The following is a 26,282-nucleotide window of genomic DNA, read 5'->3' on the forward strand; positions in this document are numbered from 1 at the left end:
CGTCGCGGCTCCTGCTGCAGTACAACGATGTGAAAGACGGACGAAGATGACCGCACCCCACCGGCACGAGAAGCCGGACCGCCGTGCGCGAGCCTGGGTCGCCGGACTCGCGCAGCCGTGCTCGTCGCCCTCGGGCTCGTCGCCCTGCGCAGACGGCGGCCCACGCCGCCGTCGACACCGACCAGTGGTACGTGATCGAGTCCGCGCACTCCGGGCTCGTGCTCGACATCACCGACATCTCCACCGAGGCCGGTGCACCGCTCCAGCAGTGGGACCGCTGGGACGGCGAGGGCCAGCAGTTCCGGTTCCTCGGCTCCGGCGACGGCTGGTACCGCCTCCAGGCCCGGCACTCGGGCATGGTGCTCGACGTCTTCGAGTGGAACGCCGACGACGACGCCGACATCGTCCAGTGGGACGACCTCGACGCCGAGAACCAGCAGTGGCAGGTCCGCGAGAACCCCGACGGCACCGTGACCTTCCTCAACCGGTTCTCCGGCAAGGCGCTCGACCTCTACGACTTCGCCACGGAGCCCGGCGCCCGGGTCTCGCAGCACACCGACGACGGGGCAGCCGTGCAGAGGTGGCACCTGCGTCCTGTCGAGAGCGACAGCAGCACGCTGTCCAACCCGATCCGCACCGACGGGGCGGACCCCTGGCTGCAGTACTGGGACGGCTACTACTACCTGTCCACCACCACGTGGGACTCCACGGTGATCATGCGACGGGCCGCCACGCTCGCCGGCCTGGCGACGGCGCCCGACCAGGTCGTCTGGGACGACGCCGGCGTCTCGTCACGCTGCTGCAGCCACTGGGCGCCGGAGTTCCACCGCATCGACGGCACCTGGTACCTCACGTACACGTCCGGCAACTCGCAGACGAACTTCGACGGTCAGAAGATCCACGTGCTGCGTTCGCAGAGCGACACCCCGATGGGTCCCTACGAGTTCATGGGCACCCGATGCCGAACCGGTGGAACATCGACAGCTCGTACCTGGAGCACGGCGGCCGGACGTTCGTGTCGTACTCGGCGTCGTCGTGCGACACACCGGACTACACGATCGGGCTGCTCGAGCTGACCGGCTCGGACCCGATGAACCCGGGCCACTGGACCACGTCGCCGGTGCCCGCGATGCAGCAGGGCAACGGCGTCTACGGCCCCGGGCACAACGGGTTCTTCAAGAGCCCTGACGGCACCGAGGACTGGATCGTCTACCACGGCAACACCTCCACGTCCCAAGGCTGCGGTGACACGCGGCAGACCCGCGTCCAGAAGGTCACCTACGACGCGAACGGCTGGCCGGTCTTCGGCGCACCGGCGCCGTCGGGGCAGGTGCTGACGCCGCCGTCGGGCGAGTAGGCACCTCGAGAAGCGGTGGCATCGAGATCCCGCGCCCGGTCGTCGGACGGGAAGCGCAGGTCGCGCAGCGACCGTGAGCGCGACCGGGCGCAGGCTCTCGATGCCGCCGCGAAACCCGGAGAACTAGGGCTCGTAGCGTCGCAGCCGCGCCGAGCGACGCACGACGCCGCGCAGCGCGGTGAGGTCGCCGACGAGCACGCCGGCCGCTCGTGCCTGCACGACGACGTTGCCGAGCGCCGCACCCTCGACCGGTCCCGCGACGACGGACAGCCCGGTCGCCTCCGCCGTGAGGCGGCACAGCAGCTCGTTCTGCGACCCGCCGCCGACGACGTGGACGACGTCGACCTCGCGCCCGGACAGGCGCGTCACCTCGCCGAGCACCCGGCGGTAGGCGTCCACGAGGGAGTCGAGGATGCACCGCACCACCGGGCCCACGCCCTCGGGCACCGGCTGGCCGGACGCCCGGGCGGCGTCGGCGATCCGCGCGGGCATGTCCCCCGGCGGGAGGAACGCGGGGGCGTCGACGTCGACGACGGTCCGGCGAGGCTCCGCCGCCGCGGCCCGCAGCGCGTCCGCGAGCGCCACCTCCGTGCCGGCCTCGCGCCACGTGCGCAGGGTCTCGGACAGCACCCACAGACCCATGACGTTCTTGAGGTACCGGACGGTGCCGTCGACGCCGAGCTCGTTGGTGACGTTCGCCCGGCGGCTCTCCTCGGTCAGGACCGGTGAGTCGAGCTCGACGCCGACCAGGGACCACGTCCCCGAGGAGATGTAGGCGAACCGTTCGTCCTCGGCCGGCACCCCGACCACGGCCGAGGCCGTGTCGTGCGACCCCACGGCGATCACCGGTACCGCGCCGAGGCCGGTCGTGGCCTGCACGGCTTCGGTGAGGTGCCCGACGACGGCACCCGGTTCGACGAGGTCGGCCAGCCGGGAGCGCAGGTCGCCCAGCTCGGGGTACTCGGCCTGCAGCGCCTCGACCACCGGGGTGGACCACCGACGGGTGGTGGCGTCCAGCAGGCCGGTCGTCGAGGCGTTGGTGATCTCCGCGACGTTCACGCCGGTCAGCCAGGAGCCGAGCAGGTCCGGGACCAGCCGGATCGAGTCCACCAGCGGCCACACGGCGTCGTGCCGACCGGCCACGAGCTGGAACTCGGTGTTGAACGGCAGCGTCTGCAGGCCGTTGACGGCGTAGTGCTCGGTGTCGCCCAGCCGGTCGAGGACCTCCTCGGCGACACCGGTCAGGCGCAGGTCGCGGTGGTGGCGGGGGTTGCCGAGCAGCGCCCCGTCGGCGGCCACGGCCCCGTAGTCCACCGCCCACGAGTCGATGCCGATCCCGACGAGCTCCACGCCCCGCTCCCGGGCGAGGGCCCCGGCGGCCCGCAGGCCGTCCAGGATCCCCCGCCACAGGTGCAGGACGTCCCAGTGCAGCGCGGTGCCCGTGCCGTCGGGGACCTCGACCGGCCCGTTGGCGAACCGTGCGACCTCGGTGAGGTCGACGTGCTCGTCGCGCGCCGTCCCCGACACGACGCCGAGCATCACCCGTCCGCTGGTGGCCCCGAGGTCGACGGCGACGAACCCGCTGCCGCGCGTGCCGCCGTCGGGCCCCGGAGCCGTGGCGCCCACGCTCATCGCAGGAACGCCTGCGCCACACCCGCGTCGACGGGTACGTGCAGGCCGGTGGTGTGCGAGAAGTCGGCCGTGCACAGGGCGAACGCCGCGTTGGCGATGTTCTCGGGCAGCACCTCGCGCTTGAGCAGGGTGCGCTGGGCGTAGAACTTGCCCAGGTCCTCCTCCTCGATCCCGTAGGTCTTCGCGCGGTTGGCGCCCCAGCCGGAAGCGAAGATGCCGGACCCGCGGACGACGCCGTCGGGGTTGATGCCGTTGACCTTGATGCCGTGCTCGCCGAGCTCGGCGGCGAGCAGCCGCACCTGGTGGGCCTGGTCGGCCTTGGTGGCGGAGTAGGCGATGTTGTTCGGCCCGGCGAACACCGAGTTCTTGGACGAGATGTAGATGACGTCACCGCCGAGCTGCTGGTCCACCAGGATGCGCGCGGCGTTCTTCGCGACGAGGAAGGAACCCTTGGCCATGACGTCGTGCTGCAGGTCCCAGTCCGCCTCGGTGGTCTCGAACAGCGACTTGGACAGCGAGAGGCCGGCGTTGTTGACGACGATGTCCACGCCGCCGAACGCGAGCACGGCCTCGTTCAGCGCGGCCTGGACGGCGGCCTCGTCGGCCACGTTCGCGGCGACGCCGATCGCGATGTCGGTGCTGCCGATCTCGCCGGCCACCGCGCGCGCCTTCTCCAGGTCGAGGTCCGCGACGACGACGCAGGCTCCCTCGGCGGCCAGACGCTCGGCGATGGCTTTGCCGATGCCGGACGCCGCGCCGGTCACGAACGCGACCCGCGTGGCGAGCGGCTTGGGCTTCGGCTTGCGCTGCAGCTTGGCCTCCTCCAGCGCCCAGTACTCGATGCGGAACTTCTCCGACTCGTCGATCGGGGCGTAGGTGGACAGGGCCTCGGCGCCGCGCATGACGTTGATGGCGTTGACGTAGAACTCGCCGGCCACGCGGGCGGTCTGCTTGTCGCCGCCGTAGGAGAACATGCCCACGCCCGGCACCAGGACGATGAGCGGGTCGGCGCCACGGATCGCCGGCGGCTCCTCGCCGCGGGCGCGCGCCTCGGCGGCGCCCCGCTCGTAGTACGCGGTGTAGTCGGCACGGTAGGCCTCGTGCAGCTCAGGCAGGCGCTCGACGATCTCCTCGACGCTCGCGGTGGCGGGCAGGTCGATCACCAACGGCTTGACCTTGGTGCGCAGGAAGTGGTCCGGGCAGGAGGTGCCCAGCGCGGCCAGCTCCGCGTGCCGCGCGCTGGCGAGGAAGTCGAGGACGACGTCGGAGTCGGTGAAGTGGCCGACCTGCGGCTTGTCCTGGGAGGCGATCGCACGCAGGTGCGGGGCGAGCGCGGCCGCCTTGGCCCGGCGCTCGTCCGCGGGCAGGGCGCCGTAACCGTCGAGGGCCGGGCCGAAGGGCCCGGGCGCGCCGTGCTCGGCGATGTACGCCGCGGCGGTGTCGATGATCCACAGCGAGCTCGCCTCGGCCTCCTCGGCCGTGTCGCCCCAGGCGGTGATGCCGTGCCCGCCGAGAACGGTGCCGATCGCGTCCGGGTGCTCCGCCTTGATCTTCGCGATGTCGAGTCCGAGCTGGAAGCCGGGCCGGCGCCACGGCACCCACACGACCTTCCCGCCGAAGATCTTCTGCGTGAGCTCCGGGCCGTCGACGGCGGTGGCGATCGCGATGCCGGAGTCCGGGTGCAGGTGGTCGACGTGCTTCGCGTCGACGAGGCCGTGCATGGCGGTGTCGATGCTCGGCGCAGCGCCGCCCTTGCCGTGCAGGCAGTAGTCGAACGCGGCGACCATCTCGTCCTCGCGCTCGACGCCCGGGTAGACGTCCACGAGGGCGCGCATGCGGTCCAGCCGCAGCACCGCCAGACCCTTCGCGGTGAGGGTGCCCAGGTCCCCGCCCGAGCCCTTGACCCACAGCAGCTCGACGTCCTGGCCGGTCACCGGGTCGGTCTCGGTGCCCTTCGCGGAGGTGTTGCCCCCGGCGTAGTTGGTGTTCTTCGGGTCGGCGCCCAGGCGGTTGGAACGCTCGACAAGGGAGGTGACGGTCTCGTTCGTCATCAGGTGCTCCGTGAAAGTTTCGAGGGGTGGTCAGGTCAGGGGGCCGGCCGTCGGCCGCTTGCCCGATCTGCCGATGTCGGCAGTTCGTCTCGAGATCGGTAGTGCGCACTGCCGATCTCGAACCGAGTTGCCGACATCGGCAGATCGGTCAGGCGGGGGTCACGGCGGCGGCTCGTGGGTGGCGCCGACCAGGCCGTCGGCGGTGAGCCACGCGGCGATGCGCGCCAGGCTCCGCGCGCACCCCGGGTCGTCGGGCTGGTTGAGGTGTCCGTGGAACGTCCCGTCCTCGCGGACGAGGTACACGTCGGTGCCGGACGCGGCGAGCTCGGCCGCGAACGCCTCGCCGGAGGAGCGCAGGGCGTCGTGGTCGGAGTTGACGATCAGCGTGGGCGGCAGCCCGCGCAGGTCCGCCCCGCCGGGGAACGCGTACGGCGACTCGGACCCGCGCCGGTGGCCCAGGTAGTTGTCGTTCATCGCCCGTACCACGGGCGGCGGGAAGTCCCGTCCGACAGGCAGTGCGGCAATCTTCCCGGCGAGCTCCGGCCGTGGGGTGGGCAGTCCGTCGTGCACCACCGGGTACGCGAGGACCACGCTGCGCGGGGTACGTTGCGCCGCGCTGCCCGGCGTCGTCGCTCCGCTGCCCGACGACGGCACGGACGTTCCGCCGTCGTCCCCGGCCGGGTGCAGCCCGGTACCGGGCCGCGCTGCGTCGTCCCGCAAGCGCAGCGACGCCCCCGCCGCGAGGTTGCCGCCCGCGCTGGCACCGCCGAGCGCCCAGGACCCGTCCGGTGCGCCGAGCCCGGTGCCGACGGCCCACCGGAACGCGAAGGTCAGCTCGTCGTGCGCGACGGGGAACCGCACGCCGCCGGCCTCGACGGACGCCTCGGAGTCGTCCCGGTCGAGCTCGGGGCACAGCGCATAGTCGACGCTCACGACGACGACGACGTGCGCGGCCATGGTGCGTGCCACCAGGTCGGCCTCGGGCATGTCGAGGTCGCCGTGCATGAACCCGCCACCGTGCGCCCAGACGAGCCCGGCAGTCGGCGTCGCACCCTCGGCGGGAAGGTAGACGCGGACCCGCAGGTCGCCGTGCGGCCCGTCGAGCACGCGGTCGGCGACCACCACCCCCGCCGTCGAGGTGCCCGCCGAGGCCGCGCTCGCCGTCGTCGTGGTCATGCTCAGGCGCCCCAGCCGGCCGGCTGACCGCCCACGCGCTCGGCGGCGATCCGGCTCAGGTAGCCGGACTCCGCGAACGCCGCCATCGGGTCCGCGGGCAGGCCACGGGACTCCCGGTACTCGGCGAGCGCCGGGCGCACGTCCGTGTAGAAGGCGTCCATGTAGATCGCGTTGGCGCCGAGCACGTCGCCCGACTCCTGGGCCTTGACCAGGGCGTCACGGTCGATGAGCAGGGCCCGTGCCGTCATCTCCTGGACGTTGAGCACGGACCGGATCTGTCCGGGCACCTTGTCCTCGATGTTGTGGCACTGGTCGAGCATGAGCGCCACCTGCGAGCCCTCGTCCAGGCCGCCGCCGCGGATGACCTCGGCCATGATGCGGAAGAGCTGGAACGGGTCGGCGGCGCCCACGATGAGGTCGTCGTCCGCGTAGAACCGCGAGTTGAAGTCGAACGAGCCGAGCTTTCCGAGACGCAGGAGCTGCGCCACGATGAACTCGATGTTGGTACCCGGGGCGTGGTGGCCGGTGTCGAGGCAGACGAACGCCTTCTCCCCCAGCGCAGCCACCTGCGCGTACGACGTGCCCCAGTCCGGGACGTCCGTGTGGTAGAACGCCGGCTCGAAGAACTTGTACTCGAGCACCATGCGTTGGTCGTCGCCGAGCTGGGCGTAGATCTCGGCGAGCGCCTCGTGCAGCAGGTCCTGGCGCGTGCGGATGTCCGCCTGGCCGGGGTAGTTCGAGCCGTCGGCCAGCCAGATCTTGAGGTCCTGCGACTCGGTCGCGTTCATGATCTCGAGGCACTCGAGGTGGTGGTCGATCGCCTGGCGGCGGACGGCCGGATCCGTGTGGGTCAGGGAGCCGAGCTTGTACGCGTCGTCCTGGAACGTGTTGGAGTTGATCGTGCCCAGGGTGACGCCCTGGTCGTTCGCGTAGCGCTGCAGCGCCGCGTAGTCGTCGACCTTGTCCCACGGGATGTGCAGCGCCACGGTCGGGGCGAGACCGGTGAGCCGGTGCACCTGCGCGGCGTCGGCGATCTTCTCCTCGGGAGTGCGCGGAGTGCCGGGCGTCGAGTAGACCTTGAAGCGGGTCCCGGAGTTGCCGTAGGCCCAGGAGGGGACCTCGATGGCGAGGCGGTCCAGGACCGGGGTGATGTCGTCGAAGGTGGGCATGGTCGTCCTCTTTCAGTCCTGGCTGGTCTTTCAGTCCTGGCTGGTGCTGTGCGTCGCGAGCTGGGTCTCGAGGTGGAAGATCGGGGTGAGCTCCTGCATCGACTCGTCCGGGCCGGCGCCGTCGAAGAACTCGGCCATCTCGGCCTGCCAGCGAACGTTGACCTCGTGCAGGCCCATGTCCGCGCGGGCGGCGTCCGGGTCGTCGCTCTCGAAGTAGCCGACGACGTCACCGTCGGGGCTGGTGAAGATCGAGTAGTTGCGCCATCCCGTGGCCTGCAGGGCGCGCAGCATCTCCGGCCACACCGCGGCGTGCCGCCGCGAGTACTCCTCGAGCCGGTCCGGGCGCACCCGGAACCGGAACATCACGCGGCGCGTGCCGCCCTCCGTGCGAACCACCGTCGGTCCTCCCTCGCATCGTCCTCGACGCGGATTATGAATCGATTCAATGTTCCCAACGTACCGGTCCGCCCCGACAGACGCAAGGAGCGTCCGGGTAATCGGTTTCCAGCCTACCCGCGTGCCCGTCGACCCTGTTCCGCAGCACCGGTTACGATCCGGGGGTGCGGTCGACGACCGCTCTTCCCGGGACCCGCCCGGGACCCGGCCCTGTCGACGAGGAGAGGGAACCCATGCCGCCCCGCAGGAACCGGCGCACGTCGATCTCCGACGTGGCGCACCACGCCGGAGTGTCCGTCGGCACGGTCTCCAACGTCCTGAACCGCCCCGACCGCGTCTCCCCCGGCACTCGCGAACGCGTCGAGACCGCGATCGCCGAGCTCTCGTTCGTCCGGAACGGCTCCGCGCGGCAGCTCCGCGCCGGCACCATCACGACGGCCGGCGCCATCGTCCTCGACGTCGCCAACCCGTTCTTCACCGACGTCGCGCGCGGCATCGAGGACCGGCTCGACGAGGCCGGCTACACCCTCATGCTGGCCAGCTCCGACGAGGACCCGGACCGCGAGGCGCGCTACCTGCGGCTCTTCGAGGAGCACGGCGTCCAGGGCCTCATGGTCGTGCCCTCGACACCCGACGTCTCCCACCTGCTGACCCTCCGGGACCGCGGGCTGCGCGTCGTGCTGCTCGACCAGCCCTCCCCCGTCGAGGCCCTGTCCTCCGTGGCGGTGGACGACCGGGCCGGGGCCGCCGAGGCGACCCGGCACCTCGTCACGCTCGGCCACGAACGACTCGCGTTCATCAACGGCCCGCACACGATCCGGCAGTGCGCCGACCGGTCCGCCGGCCTCCGCTCCGCCCTGGCCGAGTCCGGGCTGGACCCCGACGAGGCCCTCACGGAGGTCACGATCACCTCCCTCAACGCCGACGGGGGCCAGGCCGGCACCGAGCAGGTCCTGGCCCTGCCCGACCGCCCCACCGCCACGATGTGCGTCAACGACCTCACGGCGCTCGGCGCCCTGCGCGCGCTCCGGGCCGCGCAGGTCCCGATCCCCTCCGGGATGGCCGTGGTGGGGTACGACGACGTCACGTTCGCCGGTGAGCTCGCCACCCCCTTGACGTCGGTCCGGCAGCCCACGCACCAGCTGGGATGGCGCGCGGCGGACCTGCTGCTCACCGAGGAGGACGTGCCGGAGCACGTCACGTTCCAGCCCGAGCTCGTCGTCCGCGAGTCGACCACCGGGACCGCCTGAGGGTCTCACCTGCTCGCCGAGAGAACGCCGCAAGGCCTGCCCGGGAAGCTCCCGGACAGGCCCTGCGGCGGTACCGCGTCAGATCAGGCGCGTCGACGCAGCCAGAGGAACGCTCCACCGGCGGCGACCAGTGCCAGCGCCCCCGCCACCAGGAGCGCGACGTTCGACCCGGTCTGCGGCAGCTCGTCCTCGCCCGCCTCGCCCGCCTCGACCGACTGGGCCGCGACCTCCGGGTCGACGAGCGTCTGCTGCTCACGGACGGTGGGGCGCTCGCCCGAGTCGTCCACCGGCTCGACCGGCGACGGCCCCGTGGCGCACTCCGGCGTGGCGACCGGGTAGGCCAGGTCGACGGCCAGCTCCGGGTTCACGACCAGCGTGGCGTCGATGTCCCCACGGGTCCACGCGGCGTTGCCGTCGATCTCGACCCAGGTCCCGTCGTCGAGCTGCGTCCAGCCCGGCCAACCGGTCGGAGTCACGCCGTCGTCCGCGACGGACGCCCCGGGCCACAGGACACGGCCGGAGAGAGCGCCGTCCTCGTCGAGCTCACCGAGCTCGATCGTCTCGGTGTTCGTCCCGTCGGTGAGCACGAGCTCCACGGAGCGGTCCTCGAGCGGCGCGTCCGCGGGCGTCACCTGGACGTCGTAGCGGATCCAGGGGGCGTCCTCGAGGCACTCCCCCACGGCGATCGAGCCGTCGAGGGAACCCTCGGGCGCCTCGCTCGGCAGAGGGCTCGGGTCCGGACCAGGCTCGTCCGAGGGCGACGGGCTCGGGGTCGGGGAGACGACCGGCGTCGGGGTCGACGTGGGTTCGCAGCCGACCTCGACGTAGCCCTCCCAGTGGTAGTTCGTACCGGCGACCTGGGTCCGCAGGAAGGCCCAGGACTCCCAGCCCGGCCAGTCGGGATCGGTCGTCGGGTCGAAGGTCTGCTCCCCCGACCAGGTGCCCTGCTCGAGGTGGATGTTGATCGTCACGATCTCGTCGGTCTCGAGGTTCTGCACCTTGATGTTGACGTGGTTGGCCTGCCCCGCGGGCAGGTCCTTCGGGTACGTGACCGTCAGGACGCCCTCGCACGTCGGCGCGGGGTATCCCAGTCCCAGTCCGAGTCCCACTCGTCGGGCGTCAGGAGCACCGCGAAGTGGCTGATGCCCTTGCCGGACGGCCCGTCGATGGTGAGCGTCGTGACCGTGGGAGCCACCTGGTCGGCGACGGTCTTCTGACCGGCCTTCACGCAGTAGTCGCTGATCAGGTACCCGTCGGGAGCGGTGACGATCACCTGCGTCGGCTCGCCGCCGTCCTTGGTCTGGGTGATCTCGACACCGAGGTCGGCCGGGCCCGCCTCCTTGACGAACTTCCCACCCTTCTCCTCGTACTTGACCCAGCCGTCGACCTTGCTGCAGATCTTCGAGTCGTCGTCGTGGTTCTGGGTGGCCGCGGCCGGGGGGACGGCGACGAAGGTGGCGAGCAACGCGAACGCGGCGGCGACGATCGCTGCGACCGGCGCGCGTCGGCGAGCGACAGGCATGGAGGGACTCACTCTCGCTGAGATGAAAGACAGGCAAACCGCAGAGCAGGGGAGGTATCACCGCAGGTGAAGACCCTTCGACGACCCCCACATGCGAGCAAGACCACCTCGTGGCAAGTCGTCTTCGCACGTCCGAGGCGGTTTTCCCGGTTCAGAGCACTCCGTCCGCCGAAGCTTTTGTGACCGTTTTGTAACCTCGTTTCACCCGCAACGGACACAACGCACCGTCCGCCGGCAGCGGCGGGCCGGGCGCGACACCCATTATTGAATCGATTTATGGCACACTGCCCCCATGCGACGACGCACCCCCTTCACCGCCTTCGACCCCGCCGCCGTGAGCCCGTGGAACGTGCAGATCGACGGCCTAGGATTCGGCGGCGACTACAACCCCGAGCAGTGGCCCGCCGAGGTGCGGGACGAGGACGTGCGCCTGATGCGCGAGGCCGGCGTCAACGTCCTCAGCGTCGCGATCTTCGCCTGGGCCACGATCGAGCCGCGCGAGGGCGAGCTGGAGTGGGGCTGGCTGGACGACACGATGGACCGCCTCCACGAGGCCGGGATCCAGGTCGCGCTCGCCACGGCGACCGCGTCGCCGCCACCGTGGCTGACGCGCCGGCACCCGGAGATCCTGCCGCGCCTGGCCGACGGCACCGTGCTCTACCAGGGTGCCCGGCAGGCGTACGCCGTCACCCACCCCCTGTACCGCGAGTACGCGCTGCGCATGACGACCCGCATGGCCGAGCGTTACGGCGACCACCCGGCCCTCGCGCTCTGGCACGTCGACAACGAGATCGGCTGCCACGTGCCGCGCGACTACTCCGAGAGCGCCACCGCAGCGTTCCGCGTCTGGCTCGTGGCGCGGTACGGCACGATCGAGCGCCTCAACGAGGCGTGGGGCACGGCGTTCTGGTCACAGCGGTACGCCACGTTCGAGGACGTGCTGCCGCCGCTCGTCGCCCCGATGTTCGCCAACCCCACGCAGCAGCTGGACTTCGACCGTTTCAGCTCCGACGCGCTGCTCGACTACTACCGCGACCTGCGCGACACCCTGCGCGAGATCACCCCGCACGTCCCCACGACGACGAACCTCATGACGACGTCGGCGACCAAGGGCATGGACTACTTCTCGTGGGCCGACGACCTCGACGTCGTCGCCAACGACCACTACACGATCGCGTCCGACGGCGAACGCCACGTCGAGCTCGCCCTCTCGGCCGACCTCGCCCGCGGGGTGGCCGGCGGGGACCCGTGGATCCTCATGGAGCACTCGACGTCCGCGGTGAACTGGCAGCCGCGCAACCGCGCCAAGCTGCCCGGGGAGATGCTCCGCAACTCCCTGCAGCACGTGGCGCGCGGTGCCGACTCGGTGATGTTCTTCCAGTGGCGCCAGTCCCGGGCGGGCGCCGAGAAGTACCACTCGGCGATGCTGCCCCACGCCGGGACCGGCACGGACGTGTGGCGCGGCACGGTCGAGCTCGGCACCACGCTGCAGCGCCTGGGCGAAGTGCGCGGGTCCCGGGTCGTGTCCCGTGCCGCCGTCGTGGTGGACTACCCCGCCTGGTGGGCCGCCGAGCTCGACTCGCACCCCACCCAGGACCTGCGCTACATGGAAGAGGTCCGCGCCTGGTACTCGGCCCTGTGGCACCAGGGCGTCACCGTGGACACCGTGCCGCCCTACGCCGACCTGGACGGCTACGACCTCGTCGTCGTCCCGACGCTCTACCTCGTGGACGACGACGGCGCCGCCAACGTCGCCCGCGCCGCCGAGCGCGGGGCCACCGTGGCGGTCACGTTCTTCTCCGGGATCGTCGACGAGCACGACCATGTGCGCCTCGGGGGCTACCCCGGCGCGTTCCGCGACCTGCTGGGAGTGCGCACCGAGGAGTTCTTCCCGCTGCAGGTCGACGAGCGCGTCGGGGTGACCGGCAAGGCCGTCGGCGGTGACGCCACGGCCGACCTGTGGACCGAGAAGACGCTCGTGCGAGACGGTACGGAGGTCGTGGCGGCCTACGACGACGGCGCGCTCGCCGGGCACCCGGCCGTCACCCGGCGCGAGGTCGGCGCGGGCGCCGCCTGGTACGTAGGCACCCGGCTCGACCCCGCGGGCCTGGCCTCGCTGGTCGGCCGGCTGGTGGAGGAGTCCGGTGTCGCGCCCGACGTCGCCGCCCCGGCCGGGGTGGAGCTCGTCCGGCGGCGTACCGCCGACGGCGCCACGACGTGGCTCTTCGCGCTCAACCACACGGACGACGGCACCACGCTCGACGGTCTGACGGGAACGGAGCTGATCACCGGGACCGCCGTCGAGGGCTCGCTGGCGCTCCCTCCCGGCGCGGTCCGGGTGGTGCGGGCGGCAGCCTCGCACTGATGCCGAGTCCGTTCTGCCGATGTCGGTAGTTCGTGTCGAGGTCGGCAGTGCGCACTGCCGACCTCGGCTCGAACTACCGACATCGGTAAGACGGCGGGCGGGGAGGCGTGCTGCGACCCGTCAGGCGAGCGGCCAGGCCTGCAGCCGGCCGCACATCCCGTAGCGCCGAGGGCCGTCGACAGCGTCGGCGGCCGCGACGCGGCCCTCGTCCAGCGTGACCGCCGACGCGTCGGCCAGCGCCTCGAGCGCCGCGTCCGTCTGGCCCGCCGCGTGACGGACGGACGCCTCCCACGTCTCGCGCCACCTCGCCGTGCGAGGGGCGACGAGGCGGGCAGCGGCGTCGTGCAGCGGTCGCAGGGCGTCGGGGCCGTCCTGCTCGACGGCGTCCCGCAGCGCCGCGTAGCCCTCGAGGGCCAGGTCTCGCCGCGCGCGGGCGGCCGCGGCCACCTCCGCGTCGGTCGCGCCGTCCTCGAGGCGGGGCAGTGCCGCGGCCCGCGCGTACCTGCCGGCGTCCGCGAGCATGGGCGCCGGGAACGTGATGACCGCGTCGCCGGCCTCGGGCAGCCCCGCGTTGGACATCACCACGAGCACCTCCAGGGCGCCGAGGTTCACCGCCCGGTGCACGACGCCGGGCCCGAACCAGACGATCCGCCCCGGCACGAGGTCGTGCACGGCGAACCCGTCCGGCCCCAGCGTCTCCACCCGACCGCTGCCGGACAGGGGCACGTAGGCCTCGGTCGACGTGGTGTGCAGGTGCGGCGTCCCGCTGCCCGCCGGGGCGTCGGACGCCGGCCAGTCGTAGACCCGCAGATGACTGACGGACGTACCGCCGGGGAAGACGGGCAGGCCCGTCACGGCCGCCCCACCGACGCCGGCTGCGCGGCGGGGTCCACGTGCCCGGGCTCGAGCACATCGCCCTCGCCGGCGAGGACCTGCCGGCCGAGCTCCGCGAGCTCGGCGCCCCGGGCGCCGTCGGACCCACCGTCGGCGACCACGACGGCGTAGCTGAAGCGCAGGGTCTCACCGGGGCCGAACGGCACCTCCTCGCTGAAGAACGGGGCGGGGCACACGCAGGCGAACGGCTCCGACCGGACGAACCACTGCGGCGTCCCCCCGGGGTTGGTGCCGGGGTCGACCATGAGCACCGTGGAGGACCGCCAGCCACCCTGCGGCCCGGGCGCCGCGCCGTCGTGCCGCCCGACGAACCCGAGCCACTCGGCGCGCAGGCCGCGCGCGTCCTCGGCGTCCGCCACCACACCGGTGCCGCCGTCGCCCGGCAGCAGCACACGACCGCCGGTGAAGGACCGGGGGCCGCGCCAGAAGAGACCGCCGTAGCCGGCGTTCTCGCGACCGTTGGTGGTGGGGCTGCCGATGTCGAGCGGTCCGGCGGAGACGTTCGTCATCTCGGAGGCGAAGGTCAGCACCCACGCGTCACGCTCGTCGTCCGGCAGGACCACCTGGACCGCGCGCTCCTCCCGGACGACGACGTCACCCGGGACCTCGCCACGCTCACCGGTGGGCGGCGTGCGCCACGACAGCTCCTCGACGAAACCGCAGGGGCCGACGGCGGTGAACTGGTCGTGCTCCATCGACCCGTCGTTGTCCAGGTCGACGTAGCCGCCCTCCGCGCGGACGTAGTTCGGGCCGCCCCAGAAGTTCCACGGACCGACGTGCGGGAGCGACCAGGCCAGGCCCTTGTGCCACACGTGGTCCCACGGGCGGTACGCGGAGACGACCGCACCGCCCCGGGTCCGCAACGGGTGCAGGTAGGGGCGCGGGCTCTCGTACGGGACGTCGGTGGGGCGGTACACGTACGTGAAGAGGTCGACGTCGGCACGCGAACCGGTCATCGCGCTGCCGTCGCTGTCCAGGGTGACGCTCATGGTGTGGCCTCCTGAGCCGGGACGTCCTTGACCGGGGGCCACGGCGCCCCCGTGCCGCCCATGCTGTCGTAGAAGGGGTCACCGGCGGAAATCTGGCCCCGGGTCACGGTCTCGCCCGTGAACGCGGACCGGTAGATCGCGGCGGCGAGCTCGAGCGTGTCCCGGGCGTCGGCCACGGTGATCGGCGGGACCTGCCCCGCCACGAGCGCCCGGTACGTCGGCACGAGCTGGGCGAGGTGGCCCGAGCGGCCCTCGTCGACACGCTCCTGCGCCGCCGCGCCGTCGTCGGCCCAGGCCGGCAGGACGTCCTCGTGGCCGGGGGCCGCCGTGACACGCCAGGCGTCGTCGTCGTAGCCGTAGAGGTGCTCGAGCTCGACGGTCGCGTGCTCGGTGTCGACGCGCAGCGCGGAGGTCTGGCGCGGGGAGAGCAGCGAGTTGGTGATGCTGGCCATCGCCCCCGAGGAGAAGCGGACCATCGCCATCGACACGTCCTCGGTGTCGACGTCGCGGGCCAGGCGCCCCGCCATGGCCCGCACCTCGCTCCACTCCCCCAGGACCGACAGCAGCAGGTCGAACTGGTGGATGCCGTGGCCCAACGTGGGGCCGCCGCCCTCGGTGTCGAACCGGCCCCGCCACGGCACGTCGAAGTACTCCGGCGGCCGGAACCAGAGGGTGTCGCACGTGGCGACGAGCGGGCGGCCGAGCACCCCGTCCGCCAGCAGGCGACGCAGCCGGAGCGCCCCGGCGCCGAACCGGTGCTGGACGATCTGGGTGAACCGTGCACCGTCGGCGCCGTCGCGTTCCGCCTCCGCCATCGCGTCGATCTCGGCCAGGGAGAGCACGGCGGGCTTCTCGACGACGACGTGCACCCCGGCCGTCAGGGCCGCGCGGGCCTGCTCGAGGTGGAGCGACGGCGGGGTGCAGATGTGCAGGACGTCGACGTCACCGGAAGCGAGCAGCTCGTGCAGGTCGGTGCCGTGCCGGGCGATGCCGTGCCGGGCGGCGAACTCCTCGGCCCGCGCGGCGTCGACGTCGACCACCGCGGCCAGCTCGACACCCTCCAGGCCGTCGTGCTGCGCCAGTGCGTTCACCGCCTCGGCGTGGGCGTGGGCGATCGCGCCGGCTCCCAGGATGCTGACCTTCATCGTTCCACTCTCTCAGTCGTCGTCGTGAAGGAGTTGTCAGAACGAGCGCGAGGTGTACCCCGCGCTCGTTCTGACAACTCGTGCGTCGCAGCGACTCAGCTCACTGCGCGGCGCCGGGACGGGCAGCGCCGGGGATGGGCACCTGTGACCAGTCCGTGTCCGAGGCCAGGTAGAAACCCGGGTAGGACGGCTGGTTGTAGGACGTCTGCTGCCGCGCCACCTCGACCCGGTACTGCGGGTCGTGCATCAGCGTGTACATCTTGATGTCCGTGACCTCGGTGGAGAGATGGACGCGCAGCGCCGAGGAGTCCTCCGTGCGCACGAGCACCTCCTCGCGCCAGTCACCGAGGACGTCCGCGACGAGCGACGGGTTGCCCTTGGTGTGGTTGTTGGTCAGGGTGCCGTCGAGGGTGCGCAGCACCGTGCCGTCGCCGGCCACGATCCGCGGGGTCTCCTCGATCGCCCCCTCGACGAGCTGCGTGCTGCCGTCGGCCGCCCAGCGCACCGAGGCGTTGGTGCCCGGCGTGGAGCCGGAGAGCCGCTCGCCCGTGGCGCTCAGCGTGCCCGAGCCGTCGGAACCGCCCGGCATCGAGCCCCAGACCTCGATGCCCGGCACGCCGGTGTCGACGTCGCCGATCATGCAGCGGCCGGTGTCCCGCCCGGAGTAGGCGCCGAAGAGCACCTCACCGGTGGCGGCATCGCGCATCGCCGTGCCGTACGGCGCCCAGACCCCACCCTCGTGGCAGGTCCAGATCTCCAGACCGGGGCGGGCCGGGTCGATGTCCGTCACGTGCATCGCGTCGCCGTGGCCCAGACCGGCCTCGGCTCCCGGGTCCGCCGAGCCCTCGGGCATCGTGTCGAACGACGAGTACAGCAGCGAGCCGTCGTCGTCGATCGTCGCCGAGCCGTAGACGATCTCCTGCTTGCCGTCCACGTCCACGTCGGCCGCGGACATCGAGTGGAAGCCCTGCGTCGTGATCGAGCCGAACTCGGGGTCGGTCCCCGGCACGCCGTGCGGGCCGTCGTCGAACGGGTTGCTCATCGGCGTCCAGCCGGAGTCGACCAACCACCGCTGGGTCAGGCGCTCGCCGTCCCAGTCGTAGGTCGCGATCGTCGAGCGCGTGTAGTAGCCCCGCGCGAACACCGCCGACGGCGTCTCCCCGTCGAGGTAGGCCACCCCGGCGAGGAAGCGGTCGACCCGGTTGCCCGGCTCGATGCGGCTCATCGCGTAGTCGCCCCAGCGCAGACCGTCGTCGAAGCGGGCCGGCTCGTAGTCGACCGTGTCCATCGGGCGGCCGCTGCGGCCGTCGAACACCGTCAGGTACTCCGGCCCCGAGATCACGAAGCCCTCGAACGCGCGCAGGTCGTTGCGGCCCGAGCGCTCGGGGGCGTAGACGTCCATGAAGTAGTCGGCGAGCTCGCGCACGTCCGCGTCGGACAGCGGGTACTCGTACTGCTGCTCGATGCCGAACGCCTCCTCGAGGGTGGCCGGCCACTCGCCGCTGGTCACCTCGGGGTAGTCGGCCCAGTCGCGGAACATCTCGACCACGTGCTCGTAGTAGTCGTCCGCGCTGTACCGGTAGTCGTCGTCGTGCGTGACGCCGGCCTCCCGGTCGTCGCCCGGGATCGTCACGTACTCGTCGCCGGCCTCCTCGCCGTCGCGGTACGTCGTGGCCTGCGTGCCCGGCGCCGTCTTGACCATGACCTCGGCCCGGCCGTCACCGTCGAAGTCGTACACCGGGAACTGCGTGTAGTGGGCTCCGGCGCGGATGTTGACGCCCATGTCGATGCGCCAGAGCTGCTCGCCGTCGAGGGTGTAGGCGTCCAGGTACTCGTTGCCGGTGTACCCCTTCTGCGACACGTCCTTGGCGTTCGACGGGGACCACTGGACGACCACCTCGTAGGTGCCGTCGCCGGTCAGGTCCGCGACGGACGCGTCGTTGGCGGCGTAGGAGTACTCCTCGCCTACGGGGGTGACGCCGTCGGCCGGCTTGTTCAGCGGGATGTCGAGGTGGTCGCCCGACCAGGGCACGACGGTCTCGCTGCGCTCGCCCCAGCGCACGTGGCTCTTCCCGTTGCCCTTGCTCTTGCCCGGGTGGCCCTCGCGCAGCGGCACGACGACGTAGCGCGAGGTGGCCTCGCCGTCGGCGTCGACGTAGTTGGTCGAGTCGGTGACGGTGCCGATCTGACGTCCGTCGCGGTAGACGGCGAACCCGGTGCCGGCCATCCCGCTCTCGGTGGACCCGGTGACCTCGTCACCGAGGAGGCGCCAGCTGAGGAACACCCCCTCGCTGGTGCTGGCCGCGACCAGGCCGCGGTCGAGGTCCTCCAGGACGATCCCGTCGTCCTGGCCGTGCCCGGGCGGGCCGTGGTGGCCTCCCGGAGCGGCCGTGGCCGTCGCCCCCAGGGCCAGGGCCCCGACGGTCGCGGCGGCGACGGCGCAGGCCGTCGTGCGGTGGAGTCGCATCGCGTGTTTCCTCCTTGCATCGTTGCAATCAGTGCACTTGCGATCACCCGCCGGCGCTGTCGGCGTGCGGCGGGGGTTCAGGGGTCGAGCCGTTCAGAGGGCGCGGTCGGTCCGCCGTCGGATCTCGACGGCCACGACGGCGAGGGCCAGGAGGCCACCCACGACCAGCACGAGCGGGACGAGCATCCAGACCAGCACGGCCGCCATGAGGGTGGCCGCGGCCAGCAGGGCCGAGCCGGTCAGGTCGTCGGTGGCCCGTTCGGCCGCGACCGACAGCGCCCGGCGCGTGGTCGCCGCCGGCACGGGTTCGCCGTCGTCGTCCGACCAGGCGCCCGCGGCGCGCAGGACGACGGCGACGGCACCGGTGGCGAAGAGCGCCACCACGACGGCGACGACGCTCGCCCCGGGGACGACGCCCGAGGTCGCGAGCTGCCAGTCGCCGACCAGCAGCACGGCCAGCGCCACGGTGGCGAGCCCGAGGCGCCACAGGGCGCGGGTCGCTGACCACCACTCGGTGGCGAAGCGGCGCAGGTCGGTCCCGCGGCCGCTCAGGTGGCGGCGCAGGTGGGCGGTGCCGGTGGCCAGCGAGGGCACCAGGGTCACCAGGAGCACGGAGCCGACGGCGACGAGCACGCCCGTGAGGGCGACCTCGGCGAACAGGTGCAGGCTGGCCAGCGCGCCCCCGCGGGGTGCCCGACCGGCTCCCCGGCGGCGAGGCCGGGGAGCCGACGTGTCCTGGCGGCGTGACATGTGCGGTCCCGTCAGCCCTTGAGTCCCTGGGTGGCCACGCCGTTGATGAGGAAGCGCTGGAAGACCACGAAGAAGAGCATCACGGGCAGCAGGGCCAGGACGGCCATGGCCATCTGGGCGCCGTAGTCGGACACCGAGGTCTGGTCGACGTACTGCCGCAGCGCGATCGGCATGGTGTAGAGGTTGGGGTCCTTGAGGTAGAGCAGGGGTCCGAGGAAGTCGTTCCAGGACCAGATGAACGTGAAGATCGAGCTGGTCACGATCGCAGGACGCATCAGGGGCAGGATGATCCGCCAGAAGGTGCGTCCGTGCCCGCAGCCGTCGATGCGCGCGGCCTCGTCCAGCGAACGCGGGATGCCGCGGATGAACTGGACCATGAGGAAGATGAAGAACGCCTCCGCGGCCAGGAACTTCGGTGCCAGCAGCGGGATGTAGGTGTTCACCATCCCGAGATTGTTGAAGAGGATGTACTGCGGGATGATCGTGACGTGGAACGGCAGCAGCAGCGTGCCGATCATGATCGCGAACATGACGTTGCGGCCCGGGAAGCTGATGCGGGCGAAGGCGTAGGCCGCCACGGTCGAGGACAGCACGGTCCCGACCACGCTCAGCGAGGCCAGCAGCAGCGAGTTGCCGAAGAACGTCCAGAAGCTCACCCCGCCGATGCCGGACAGCGCGGTCAGGTAGTGCTCCGCGGTCCACACCTCGGGCAGCAGCTGGACGTTGCCGATGATGTCGGAGTTCGGCTTCATCGAGGCGAACAGCATCCACGCCGCGGGGTAGAGCACCACGATCGTGGCCACGACGGCGACGGTGTGGAAGATGACCGACTTCACGCGGCGGCGGTTCTTGGCGGCGGCGCGTCGCGCGACGGCCGCCTGGTCGACCGAGGGGGTCTGCGCAGGTGCGGTGAGAGTGCTCATCGTTCGTCTCCCGTGTAGTGGACCCAGCCCTTGGAGGTGCGGAACATCAGCGCCGTGATCAGGGCGACCACGATCACCAGCACCCAGGCCATCGCCGAGGCGTAGCCCATCTTGAAGTCCTGGAAGCCACGCAGGTACAGGTACAGGGTGTAGAACATCGTCGAGCCGGCCGGCCCGCCCGTACCCCCGGAGATGATGTAGGCGGAGCTGAAGACCTGGAACGCCGCGATCGTCTCGAGCAGCAGGTTGAAGAACACCACCGGGGACAGCATCGGCACCGTGATCGCGAAGAACTTGCGCACCGGACCCGCGCCGTCGCACTCGGCCGCCTCGTACAGCTCGGCCGGGATCTGCTTGAGCCCGGCCAGGAAGATCACCATCGGCGCGCCGAAGCCCCACACCCCCAGCAGGATCAGCATCGGCAGGCTCATCGCCGGGTTACCCACCCAGCCACCCAGATCGATCCCGAAGACCCGCTGGATACGGTCCACGATCCCGTCGTCGGTGAACATCACCTTCCACACGATCGCGATCGACACGCTCGCGCCGATCAGGCTCGGGGCGTAGAAGATCGACCGGTACGCACCCTGCCCGCGGTGCTTCATGTTCAACAGCATCGCCACCGCCAACGCCGCCGCGAGCTTGATCGGCGTGCCCAGCAGCACATACCCCGCCGTGACCTGCGCCGACTGGATGAACCGCGGGTCGTTGAACAGGTCAACGAAGTTGTCCAGCCCCACCCACTGCGGAGCCGTGAACAAGTTGTAGTCCGTGAACGCCAGGTACAACGACGCCAACATCGGGAACGCCGTCAACCCCACGAACCCGATGATCCACGGCGACAGGAACGCATACCCCGCCCGCGTGTCGGACCGCGAGTACTTGCGCTTGTTGTCGCGCAAGGGTGTCTCGGCATCGGTGCGCTGCAGGTGCTGCGCCGGGACAGGCTGCCCCGGGGTGGCGACCACACCCGGATCGATTGAAGCCATGATGGTGGAACCTCCGGTGCGTGCGGTCCCGCGTCACGAGGAGCGGGACCGCACGCTACGTCGAGAGTGTCAGGACTGGCCGACGGCGTCGGCGGCGAACAGGAACCACTGCTCGACGAACTCGTCGACCGTGATGTTGCCGTAGCCGAGCTCCTCGGCCAGGCGCTTGTACTCCGCCTCGATCGAGCCGAAGCCCTCGACGGGCAGCGGTGCCGGCTCGGTCACGTCGGGGGCCACGGCCTCCTCGTAGGCGAGCACGGTCGCGTCGACCGAACCCTCCTCGACCTCCATCGCGTCACGCTGGGCGGCCACGGCCGGGACACCCTTCGAGGTGCCGAAGATCTTCCCGACCTCCGGGTCGTTGACGAGGAAGTCGATCAGCGCGGCAGCCTCCTCCGGGTGCTCGGAGTTGGCGCCCGAGGACAGCAGCATCGACGGCTTCCAGAACTGCTGCGGGCCGTTGTCACCCGAGGGCATGGGGAGCATCTGGATGTTCTCGGTGCCCGAGTCGGAGATGTAGCCGGCCAGGAAGTTGTCCCAGCTCATCTCGGAGGCCGCCTCGTTGACCGTGAAACCACCGAGCGGGAGGATCTGGGTGGTGCGCTCGGCCGGGAAGAGCTGGTCGGACTCGCGCAGCTCGGAGGCCAGGTTGAGGAACTCGGTCATCTGCGCCTCGTCGAAGGCCAGCTGGCCGTCGGTGGTGAACGGCTCCGTGCCCTGCTGGATCAGCCACTGCAGGAAGAACCAGAAGGTCCCCGTGTAGTCGCCGGTGCCGTAGACCTGGGGGTCCATGCCGGCGCCCGCCGCGGACACCTCGGCCGCGAAGGCGTTGTAGTCCTCCCACGTGTAACCCTCGGCCGGCGGCTCGATGCCGAGCTCGTCCAGGAGGTCACCGTTGTAGAAGAGCGCGAGCGTGTTCTGCGACGTCGGGACGCCGTACTGGGCGCCGTCGATCTGACCCGAGCTGAGGAGGGCCTCCTCGAAGCCGGCGGTGTCGATCGAGCTGCCGGAGAGGTCGGCGAGCTGCCCGGTGCTGCCGTACTGGCGCAGGTAGGACAGGTCCATCTGGAACACGTCAGGCAGCGACTGGCCCGCGGCCTCGGTGTTGCGCGCGGTCCAGTAGTCGTCCCAGGCCTGGAACTGGGTCTGGACCGTGACGTTCGGGTTCGCCTCCTCGAAGAGGTCGATCGACTCCTCGTACTTGGCGGCACGGTCGTCGTTGCCCCACCAGGCGACGGTGAGCGTGACGTCGCCGCCCTCGCCGTCACCGGCCTCGGTCGAGTCGCCACCGCTGCACGCGGTCAGGACGAGAGTGAGAACGGCGGTCGCGGCGACCGCGCCGGCGGCCTTGCGCGTGATCCTCATCGGAGCCTCCTTGCTCAGGACGTCGACGCCGAGGATGCCCCCTGTGGCGCCCTCTGTCCCGTCGACTTGAAACGATACAATACAGGTCTCAGCGCTCGTGTAAAGCCCCGCTGGAAAGCGCTTCATCACGATCCGGCAACAGGAGCGACGACGCGGCCGGCGCCAGCCAGCTCGGCTCGGCGGCCGATGTGAGCGCTCACAACCCTGTCGAGGATAGGTGATCCGCGTCTCCCCGGACGAGCGCGTGGCGCCCGGTCCGCCGTCGGGAAGAGGCTCACGCAGGAAGCACGACGGGCCGGCGAGGCGGCCCCGCGTTCGCACGGTGCGGGCGCCAGGTGGCGACCATCGCGATCGCGACCAGCAGCTCGGCGACGTCGCCGCCGAAGTACATCAGGCTCGCGCCGCCCTGCAATTCCGGGGCAGGGACGGGCACCTGCACGAACAGGTTCGCGTACAGCAGCTGGGCCAGCACGGCGTGGCCCGCGACGGCCACGCCCAGGAGCCACAGGCGCGCCGGCACCGAGGGACGGTGCGGGGCCGGGTCGGGCCCGGCGAAGGCGTAGGCGAACAGATACCCGGCCAGCAGGAAGTGCAGATGGACCAGGTGGTGGAGTCCGGGATTCTCGGTCGCCGCGACATACAGCGGAGTCAGGTACAGCGCGGCGAGGCCGCCGAGCGTGAGCACCAGGGCGGACACCGGATGGGCGACGACACCCACGGGCGCCGACCGCAGGATCCTGCCGACGACCCTCCCGCGACGCGGCGGCAGCGAGCGCAGCAGCAGCGTGACCGGTGCCCCCAGCACGAGCGCCAGGGGCCCGTACATCCCGACCAGCAGGTGCTGGTACATGTGGGCGGGGAACGACCCGGGCGCCATCTCCAGGCCGTGCACCGTCGTGGCCGGGTACTCGCCGACGTCGATGTTCGCGGTCGAGGCGCTGGTCAGCATGTGGTGCCACTGCAGGATCTGGTGCAGCAGGATCCCGTCGACGAACCCGCCCAGGCCCACGCCCAGCAGGATGCCCGGCAGCCTGATGGGACGGGCGCCAGCCGTGAGCGTCCGCCGGTCCTGGTCCGAGCGCATCGTCATCGCTTCCCTCCGGGCATCGCACCTACCGGCCGAGCCGCCGCGGGCAGGCAGGCCTCCTGGGTCACGACCACCGTGGGCCGGTCCGCGGCTCCCCGCACCTCAGCCGGTCGGGCAGCGGGACCTCGGCGACGCGCTCCTACGGCACCGCGACAGGCGCGGGGGAGGTGGGCCCCGTGGGGACATGCTCCGTGGCGAGCAGCGCGGCCTCGGCAGCCACCGCGTCGAGCAGCTCGGGATCCGTCCGCGCCCCGCCGGGCAGCAGGCCCGGCAGCGCCGTCAGCGCCCGCGCCACGTCCTGCGGCCGCGCGGATCCGGCGTCGCCGTGACCGACGGCGGCGACCACGTCGCGCAGCTCGGTCGCCCGGGGGTCGTCGACGAGCCGGCCGGAGACCGCCTCGCGCCGCACCACCTCGGACCATGCCGCCAGGGCGTATACCGCACCGTGCGGCACGACCCCCGCGGACAGCCGCTCGGCGACGGTCCCGCCCCAGCGGTACGGGATCTTCTGGGTGCCGTCCATCGACACCTGCACGGTGGTGTGCCCGGTCGCCGGGTTCGCGAACCGCTCCAGCAACGACTCGCCGTAGGCCGGCAGGTCCGCACCCTCGGGGGCCTCGAGCGTCGGCAGCGCGTCCTCGAAGAGCAGCCGGCGTGCCCGCTGCGCGATCTCCGGGTCCGCGACGGCCTCGGCGATGGTCGCGTGCCCCGCGAGCCGGCCCGCGTAGGCGAGCAGGGAGTGCGTCCCGTTGAGCAGCCGCAGCTTGGCACGCTCCCAGACCGCGACGTCGTCGGTGATCGTGGCTCCGGCGTCCTCCCAGGCCGGTCGAGGTCCCGCGAACCGGTCCTCGATGACCCACTGCCGGTACGGCTCCCCGACGACGAGGCCCTCGTCGCGCACGCCGAGCCGCTGTTCGACGGCGTCCCGCTGTTGCGCCGTCGTGGCCGGCACGATCCGGTCGACCATCGAGCACGGGAACGCGACGTGGGCGTCCAGCCAGGCACGCAGCCCTGTGTCTCCCGGCACCGCGGTGTCCAGAGCGGCGCGGACCAGCCCCTCCAGCACACGACCGTTGTCCACCATGTTGTCGCAGGTGAGCACGGTCAGCGGCAATGCCTCTCCCGCCTCGCAGGCGGCCCGGTAGCGGGATGCCAGCCCGCGCACGAGCAGGCCGATCGCGGTGGACGCGGCCACCTGCGGACCGCCCTGGCCATCGGTGCCGCGACCGGGCTCGACCCTTCCGTCGCCCTTGAGGACCTGCTCGGTGGCCAGCGCGTCGAGGTCAGGTCGTACCAGATCGAGGTCCAGCTCTCCGCCGGCGTCGCGGCAGTACCCCTTCTCCGTGACGGTCAACGTGACCAGGTGGGTGGTCGGCGCGGCGATCGTCGCCAGCACCCTCGGCGTCTCCTCGGCGGGCCAGGCCACGTCGAGCACCGACCCGACGACGTCCAGCGACGAGGCGTCGCGTCCCGCCGTGAGGACCGAGTACACGCCACCCTGCGGTCGCACCTGGTCACGCACCGTGGCCGAGCGCTGCGTGACACCGAGGATGCCCCAGCGCCGGTCGCCGTGCGCCCGCGCCGCGAGCTCGGTGAAGACCGCCTGGTGGGCACGGTGGAACGCCCCGATCCCGAGGTGGACGATCCCCACGGTCTCCGGGTTCACGGGCGCGTCAAGGTCGGCGGGGACGGTGCGACGGTGCAGACGGTCGTTCACGGAGCTCCTCGGGAGGGGTCGGTGACGGGCGGGGCGGTGGACGACCGCACCACGAGCTCGACGTCGAGCGGCGGGACGTCCGGGACGGTGGGGCGGGCCTCGTCGTGACCTCGGAGCGGGGACGCGGTGGCGACGAGGCGGTCGACCGCGGCGCGGCCGAGCCGGCGCAGGTCGACGTGCAGGGTGGTGAGCGGCGGCGTCACGAGAGACGCGACGTAGGAGTCGTCGCAGCCGACGACGGAGAGGTCGCGGGGGACGTCGAGGCCGCGGGCCCGCAACCGGTCGACGAGCCCGACGGCCACCAGGTCGTTGAAGGTGACGACAGCCGTGGCACCCGAGGCCACGACCAGGTCGGCGGCCGCCTGCCCACCCTCCACCCGGGGCCGGAACGCGCCGAGGCCGACCACCTCGACGTCGTCGTACCGGGCGGACGCGTCGGCCAGTCCGGCCCGACGACGGCGGTCGCTCCACGAGCTCTCCGGCCCGCCCACGTACGCGACGCGGCGGTGCCCGAGGGCTCGCAGGTGCTCCAGGGCGCGCCGCATGCCACCGCGGTGGTCGGCCTCGACCGCGGGGACGCCGTCGACGTCGTGGTTGACGAGGACGACGGGACGTCCGGCGAGCGCGTCGAGCGCCCGCTCCGCGGCGCGGGGCGAGCACAGCACCACGCCGTCCGTCTGCGGGGCGAGGGCGCCGATGGCCTCCGCCTCCAGGTCCGGGTCCTCGTCGGTGTCCACGATGAACAGGCCGGTCCCGTGCTCCCGCGCACGCTCCTGCGCCCCCTTGGCCACGGCCGCGAAGTACGGGTTCGCCAGGTCGGGGACCACGAGGCCGTAGGCGCCCGAGCGGCCGGCACGCAGGACCGCGGCGGCACGGTTCGGCCGGTAGCCGAGCTCCTGGGCCGCGGCCCGGACGCGGTCGCGGGTCGCGCCCGCGACCTTGTCCGGGGTGGCCAGGGCTCGCGAGACCGTGGAGATCGACACGCCGGCCTCCCGGGCGACGTCGTGCACCGTGACCATGCGGTCCTCCCGTCCTCGA

22 protein-coding genes are annotated in these 26,282 nt (G+C 71.9%); 4 read left to right on the forward strand and 18 right to left on the reverse strand.

Annotated elements, in window-relative coordinates; genetic code table 11:
* Window positions 1-83: 83 nt before the first annotated feature.
* Both UQW22_RS01950 and UQW22_RS01955 read left to right on the forward strand, forming a co-directional pair.
* On the forward strand, window positions 84-1,076 hold the full coding sequence (locus UQW22_RS01950; RefSeq protein WP_407319154.1) for an RICIN domain-containing protein: 993 nt from the start codon (window positions 84-86) through the stop codon (window positions 1,074-1,076).
* A complete protein-coding gene (locus UQW22_RS01955; RefSeq protein WP_407319155.1) occupies window positions 1,016-1,357 on the forward strand; it encodes a family 43 glycosylhydrolase in 342 nt (113 codons plus the stop codon). The genes UQW22_RS01950 and UQW22_RS01955 overlap by 61 nt, the downstream gene beginning before the upstream one ends.
* A 123-nt stretch (window positions 1,358-1,480) precedes the next feature.
* Here UQW22_RS01955 and UQW22_RS01960 read toward each other — a convergent pair whose 3' ends face one another.
* The 5 genes from UQW22_RS01960 to UQW22_RS01980 all read right to left on the reverse strand — a co-directional run bounded on the left by UQW22_RS01960 (window position 1,481) and on the right by UQW22_RS01980 (window position 7,748).
* A complete protein-coding gene (locus tag UQW22_RS01960) occupies window positions 1,481-2,989 on the reverse strand; it encodes a rhamnulokinase family protein (RefSeq protein ID WP_407319156.1) in 1,509 nt (502 codons plus the stop codon).
* On the reverse strand, window positions 2,986-5,040 hold the full coding sequence (locus UQW22_RS01965) for a bifunctional aldolase/short-chain dehydrogenase (RefSeq protein WP_407319157.1): 2,055 nt from the start codon (window positions 5,038-5,040) through the stop codon (window positions 2,986-2,988). Before UQW22_RS01965 ends, UQW22_RS01960 begins: the two co-directional genes overlap by 4 nt.
* 159 nt (window positions 5,041-5,199) lie before the next feature.
* Window positions 5,200-6,216: an alpha/beta hydrolase gene (locus UQW22_RS01970; protein WP_407319158.1), complete on the reverse strand. Its 1,017-nt coding sequence runs from the start codon at window positions 6,214-6,216 to the stop codon at window positions 5,200-5,202.
* Between the two features lie 2 nt (window positions 6,217-6,218).
* On the reverse strand, window positions 6,219-7,385 hold the full coding sequence (gene rhaI / locus UQW22_RS01975; RefSeq protein WP_407319159.1) for an L-rhamnose isomerase: 1,167 nt from the start codon (window positions 7,383-7,385) through the stop codon (window positions 6,219-6,221).
* Between the two features lie 30 nt (window positions 7,386-7,415).
* Window positions 7,416-7,748 (reverse strand): L-rhamnose mutarotase, encoded by a 333-nt coding sequence (locus tag UQW22_RS01980; protein ID WP_407320701.1) that lies wholly within the window; start codon window positions 7,746-7,748, stop codon window positions 7,416-7,418.
* A gap of 266 nt (window positions 7,749-8,014) precedes the next feature.
* On the opposite strand from UQW22_RS01980, the gene UQW22_RS01985 reads away from it, so the two are divergent.
* Entirely contained in the window at window positions 8,015-9,031 is a 1,017-nt protein-coding gene (locus UQW22_RS01985; RefSeq protein WP_407319160.1) for a LacI family DNA-binding transcriptional regulator, read from the forward strand.
* Window positions 9,032-9,114: 83 nt separating this feature from the next.
* Here UQW22_RS01985 and UQW22_RS01990 read toward each other — a convergent pair whose 3' ends face one another.
* Window positions 9,115-10,140, reverse strand: a complete 1,026-nt coding sequence (locus UQW22_RS01990) for an LPXTG cell wall anchor domain-containing protein (RefSeq protein WP_407319161.1) — start codon at window positions 10,138-10,140, stop codon at window positions 9,115-9,117.
* Window positions 10,086-10,553, reverse strand: coding sequence for a hypothetical protein (locus tag UQW22_RS01995; RefSeq protein WP_407319162.1), 468 nt, complete (start codon window positions 10,551-10,553; stop codon window positions 10,086-10,088). The genes UQW22_RS01990 and UQW22_RS01995 overlap by 55 nt, the downstream gene beginning before the upstream one ends.
* Window positions 10,554-10,845: 292 nt before the next feature.
* Here UQW22_RS01995 and UQW22_RS02000 point away from each other — a divergent pair, with 292 nt between their 5' ends.
* The gene (locus UQW22_RS02000; protein ID WP_407319163.1) at window positions 10,846-12,918 is read left to right on the forward strand and encodes a beta-galactosidase; all 2,073 of its coding nucleotides are present in this window, start codon (window positions 10,846-10,848) and stop codon (window positions 12,916-12,918) included.
* Between the two features lie 120 nt (window positions 12,919-13,038).
* Here UQW22_RS02000 and UQW22_RS02005 read toward each other — a convergent pair whose 3' ends face one another.
* From UQW22_RS02005 to UQW22_RS02055, 11 genes are all read right to left on the reverse strand, one after another.
* A complete protein-coding gene (locus tag UQW22_RS02005) occupies window positions 13,039-13,773 on the reverse strand; it encodes a cupin domain-containing protein (protein ID WP_407319164.1) in 735 nt (244 codons plus the stop codon).
* Entirely contained in the window at window positions 13,770-14,801 is a 1,032-nt protein-coding gene (locus UQW22_RS02010; RefSeq protein ID WP_407319165.1) for a PmoA family protein, read from the reverse strand. Before UQW22_RS02010 ends, UQW22_RS02005 begins: the two co-directional genes overlap by 4 nt.
* On the reverse strand, window positions 14,798-15,946 hold the full coding sequence (locus UQW22_RS02015; protein WP_407319166.1) for a Gfo/Idh/MocA family protein: 1,149 nt from the start codon (window positions 15,944-15,946) through the stop codon (window positions 14,798-14,800). Before UQW22_RS02015 ends, UQW22_RS02010 begins: the two co-directional genes overlap by 4 nt.
* Window positions 15,947-16,046: 100 nt before the next feature.
* Window positions 16,047-18,413 carry a rhamnogalacturonan lyase gene (locus UQW22_RS02020; RefSeq protein WP_407319167.1) on the reverse strand — a complete coding sequence of 789 codons (2,367 nt, stop codon included), beginning with the start codon at window positions 18,411-18,413 and terminating at the stop codon, window positions 16,047-16,049.
* Window positions 18,414-18,506: 93 nt separating this feature from the next.
* Entirely contained in the window at window positions 18,507-19,163 is a 657-nt protein-coding gene (locus UQW22_RS02025) for a hypothetical protein (RefSeq protein ID WP_407319169.1), read from the reverse strand.
* 11 nt (window positions 19,164-19,174) lie between these two features.
* On the reverse strand, window positions 19,175-20,086 hold the full coding sequence (locus UQW22_RS02030; protein ID WP_407319170.1) for a carbohydrate ABC transporter permease: 912 nt from the start codon (window positions 20,084-20,086) through the stop codon (window positions 19,175-19,177).
* Window positions 20,083-21,075, reverse strand: coding sequence for a carbohydrate ABC transporter permease (locus UQW22_RS02035; RefSeq protein WP_407319171.1), 993 nt, complete (start codon window positions 21,073-21,075; stop codon window positions 20,083-20,085). The genes UQW22_RS02030 and UQW22_RS02035 overlap by 4 nt, the downstream gene beginning before the upstream one ends.
* Window positions 21,076-21,144: 69 nt before the next feature.
* A complete protein-coding gene (locus tag UQW22_RS02040) occupies window positions 21,145-22,440 on the reverse strand; it encodes an ABC transporter substrate-binding protein (protein WP_407319172.1) in 1,296 nt (431 codons plus the stop codon).
* Window positions 22,441-22,714: 274 nt separating this feature from the next.
* Window positions 22,715-23,530 (reverse strand): DUF2243 domain-containing protein, encoded by an 816-nt coding sequence (locus UQW22_RS02045; protein ID WP_407319173.1) that lies wholly within the window; start codon window positions 23,528-23,530, stop codon window positions 22,715-22,717.
* Between the two features lie 136 nt (window positions 23,531-23,666).
* Window positions 23,667-25,244, reverse strand: a complete 1,578-nt coding sequence (locus tag UQW22_RS02050) for a mannitol dehydrogenase family protein (protein ID WP_407319174.1) — start codon at window positions 25,242-25,244, stop codon at window positions 23,667-23,669.
* Entirely contained in the window at window positions 25,241-26,263 is a 1,023-nt protein-coding gene (locus tag UQW22_RS02055) for a LacI family DNA-binding transcriptional regulator (protein ID WP_407319175.1), read from the reverse strand. The genes UQW22_RS02050 and UQW22_RS02055 overlap by 4 nt, the downstream gene beginning before the upstream one ends.
* Window positions 26,264-26,282: the final 19 nt, after the last annotated feature.

It is taken from the genome of Isoptericola halotolerans (assembly GCF_045689585.1).
GTDB classification, from domain to species: domain Bacteria; phylum Actinomycetota; class Actinomycetes; order Actinomycetales; family Cellulomonadaceae; genus Isoptericola; species Isoptericola halotolerans_B.

Coding starts and splice junctions, on each gene's coding strand:
- UQW22_RS01965 (WP_407319157.1), bottom strand. CDS start 5,040: ATGACGAACGAGACCGTCACCTCCCTTGTCGAGCGTTCCAACCGCCTG.
- UQW22_RS02055 (WP_407319175.1), bottom strand. CDS start 26,263: ATGGTCACGGTGCACGACGTCGCCCGGGAGGCCGGCGTGTCGATCTCC.
- UQW22_RS02010 (WP_407319165.1), bottom strand. CDS start 14,801: ATGAGCGTCACCCTGGACAGCGACGGCAGCGCGATGACCGGTTCGCGT.
- UQW22_RS02045 (WP_407319173.1), bottom strand. CDS start 23,530: ATGACGATGCGCTCGGACCAGGACCGGCGGACGCTCACGGCTGGCGCC.
- UQW22_RS01995 (WP_407319162.1), bottom strand. CDS start 10,553: ATGCCTGTCGCTCGCCGACGCGCGCCGGTCGCAGCGATCGTCGCCGCC.
- UQW22_RS01970 (WP_407319158.1), bottom strand. CDS start 6,216: ATGACCACGACGACGGCGAGCGCGGCCTCGGCGGGCACCTCGACGGCG.
- UQW22_RS02015 (WP_407319166.1), bottom strand. CDS start 15,946: ATGAAGGTCAGCATCCTGGGAGCCGGCGCGATCGCCCACGCCCACGCC.
- UQW22_RS02035 (WP_407319171.1), bottom strand. CDS start 21,075: ATGGCTTCAATCGATCCGGGTGTGGTCGCCACCCCGGGGCAGCCTGTC.
- UQW22_RS01980 (WP_407320701.1), bottom strand. CDS start 7,748: ATGTTCCGGTTCCGGGTGCGCCCGGACCGGCTCGAGGAGTACTCGCGG.
- rhaI (WP_407319159.1), bottom strand. CDS start 7,385: ATGCCCACCTTCGACGACATCACCCCGGTCCTGGACCGCCTCGCCATC.
- UQW22_RS02030 (WP_407319170.1), bottom strand. CDS start 20,086: ATGAGCACTCTCACCGCACCTGCGCAGACCCCCTCGGTCGACCAGGCG.
- UQW22_RS01960 (WP_407319156.1), bottom strand. CDS start 2,989: ATGAGCGTGGGCGCCACGGCTCCGGGGCCCGACGGCGGCACGCGCGGC.
- UQW22_RS02020 (WP_407319167.1), bottom strand. CDS start 18,413: ATGCGACTCCACCGCACGACGGCCTGCGCCGTCGCCGCCGCGACCGTC.
- UQW22_RS02040 (WP_407319172.1), bottom strand. CDS start 22,440: ATGAGGATCACGCGCAAGGCCGCCGGCGCGGTCGCCGCGACCGCCGTT.
- UQW22_RS02025 (WP_407319169.1), bottom strand. CDS start 19,163: ATGTCACGCCGCCAGGACACGTCGGCTCCCCGGCCTCGCCGCCGGGGA.
- UQW22_RS01985 (WP_407319160.1), top strand. CDS start 8,015: ATGCCGCCCCGCAGGAACCGGCGCACGTCGATCTCCGACGTGGCGCAC.
- UQW22_RS02000 (WP_407319163.1), top strand. CDS start 10,846: ATGCGACGACGCACCCCCTTCACCGCCTTCGACCCCGCCGCCGTGAGC.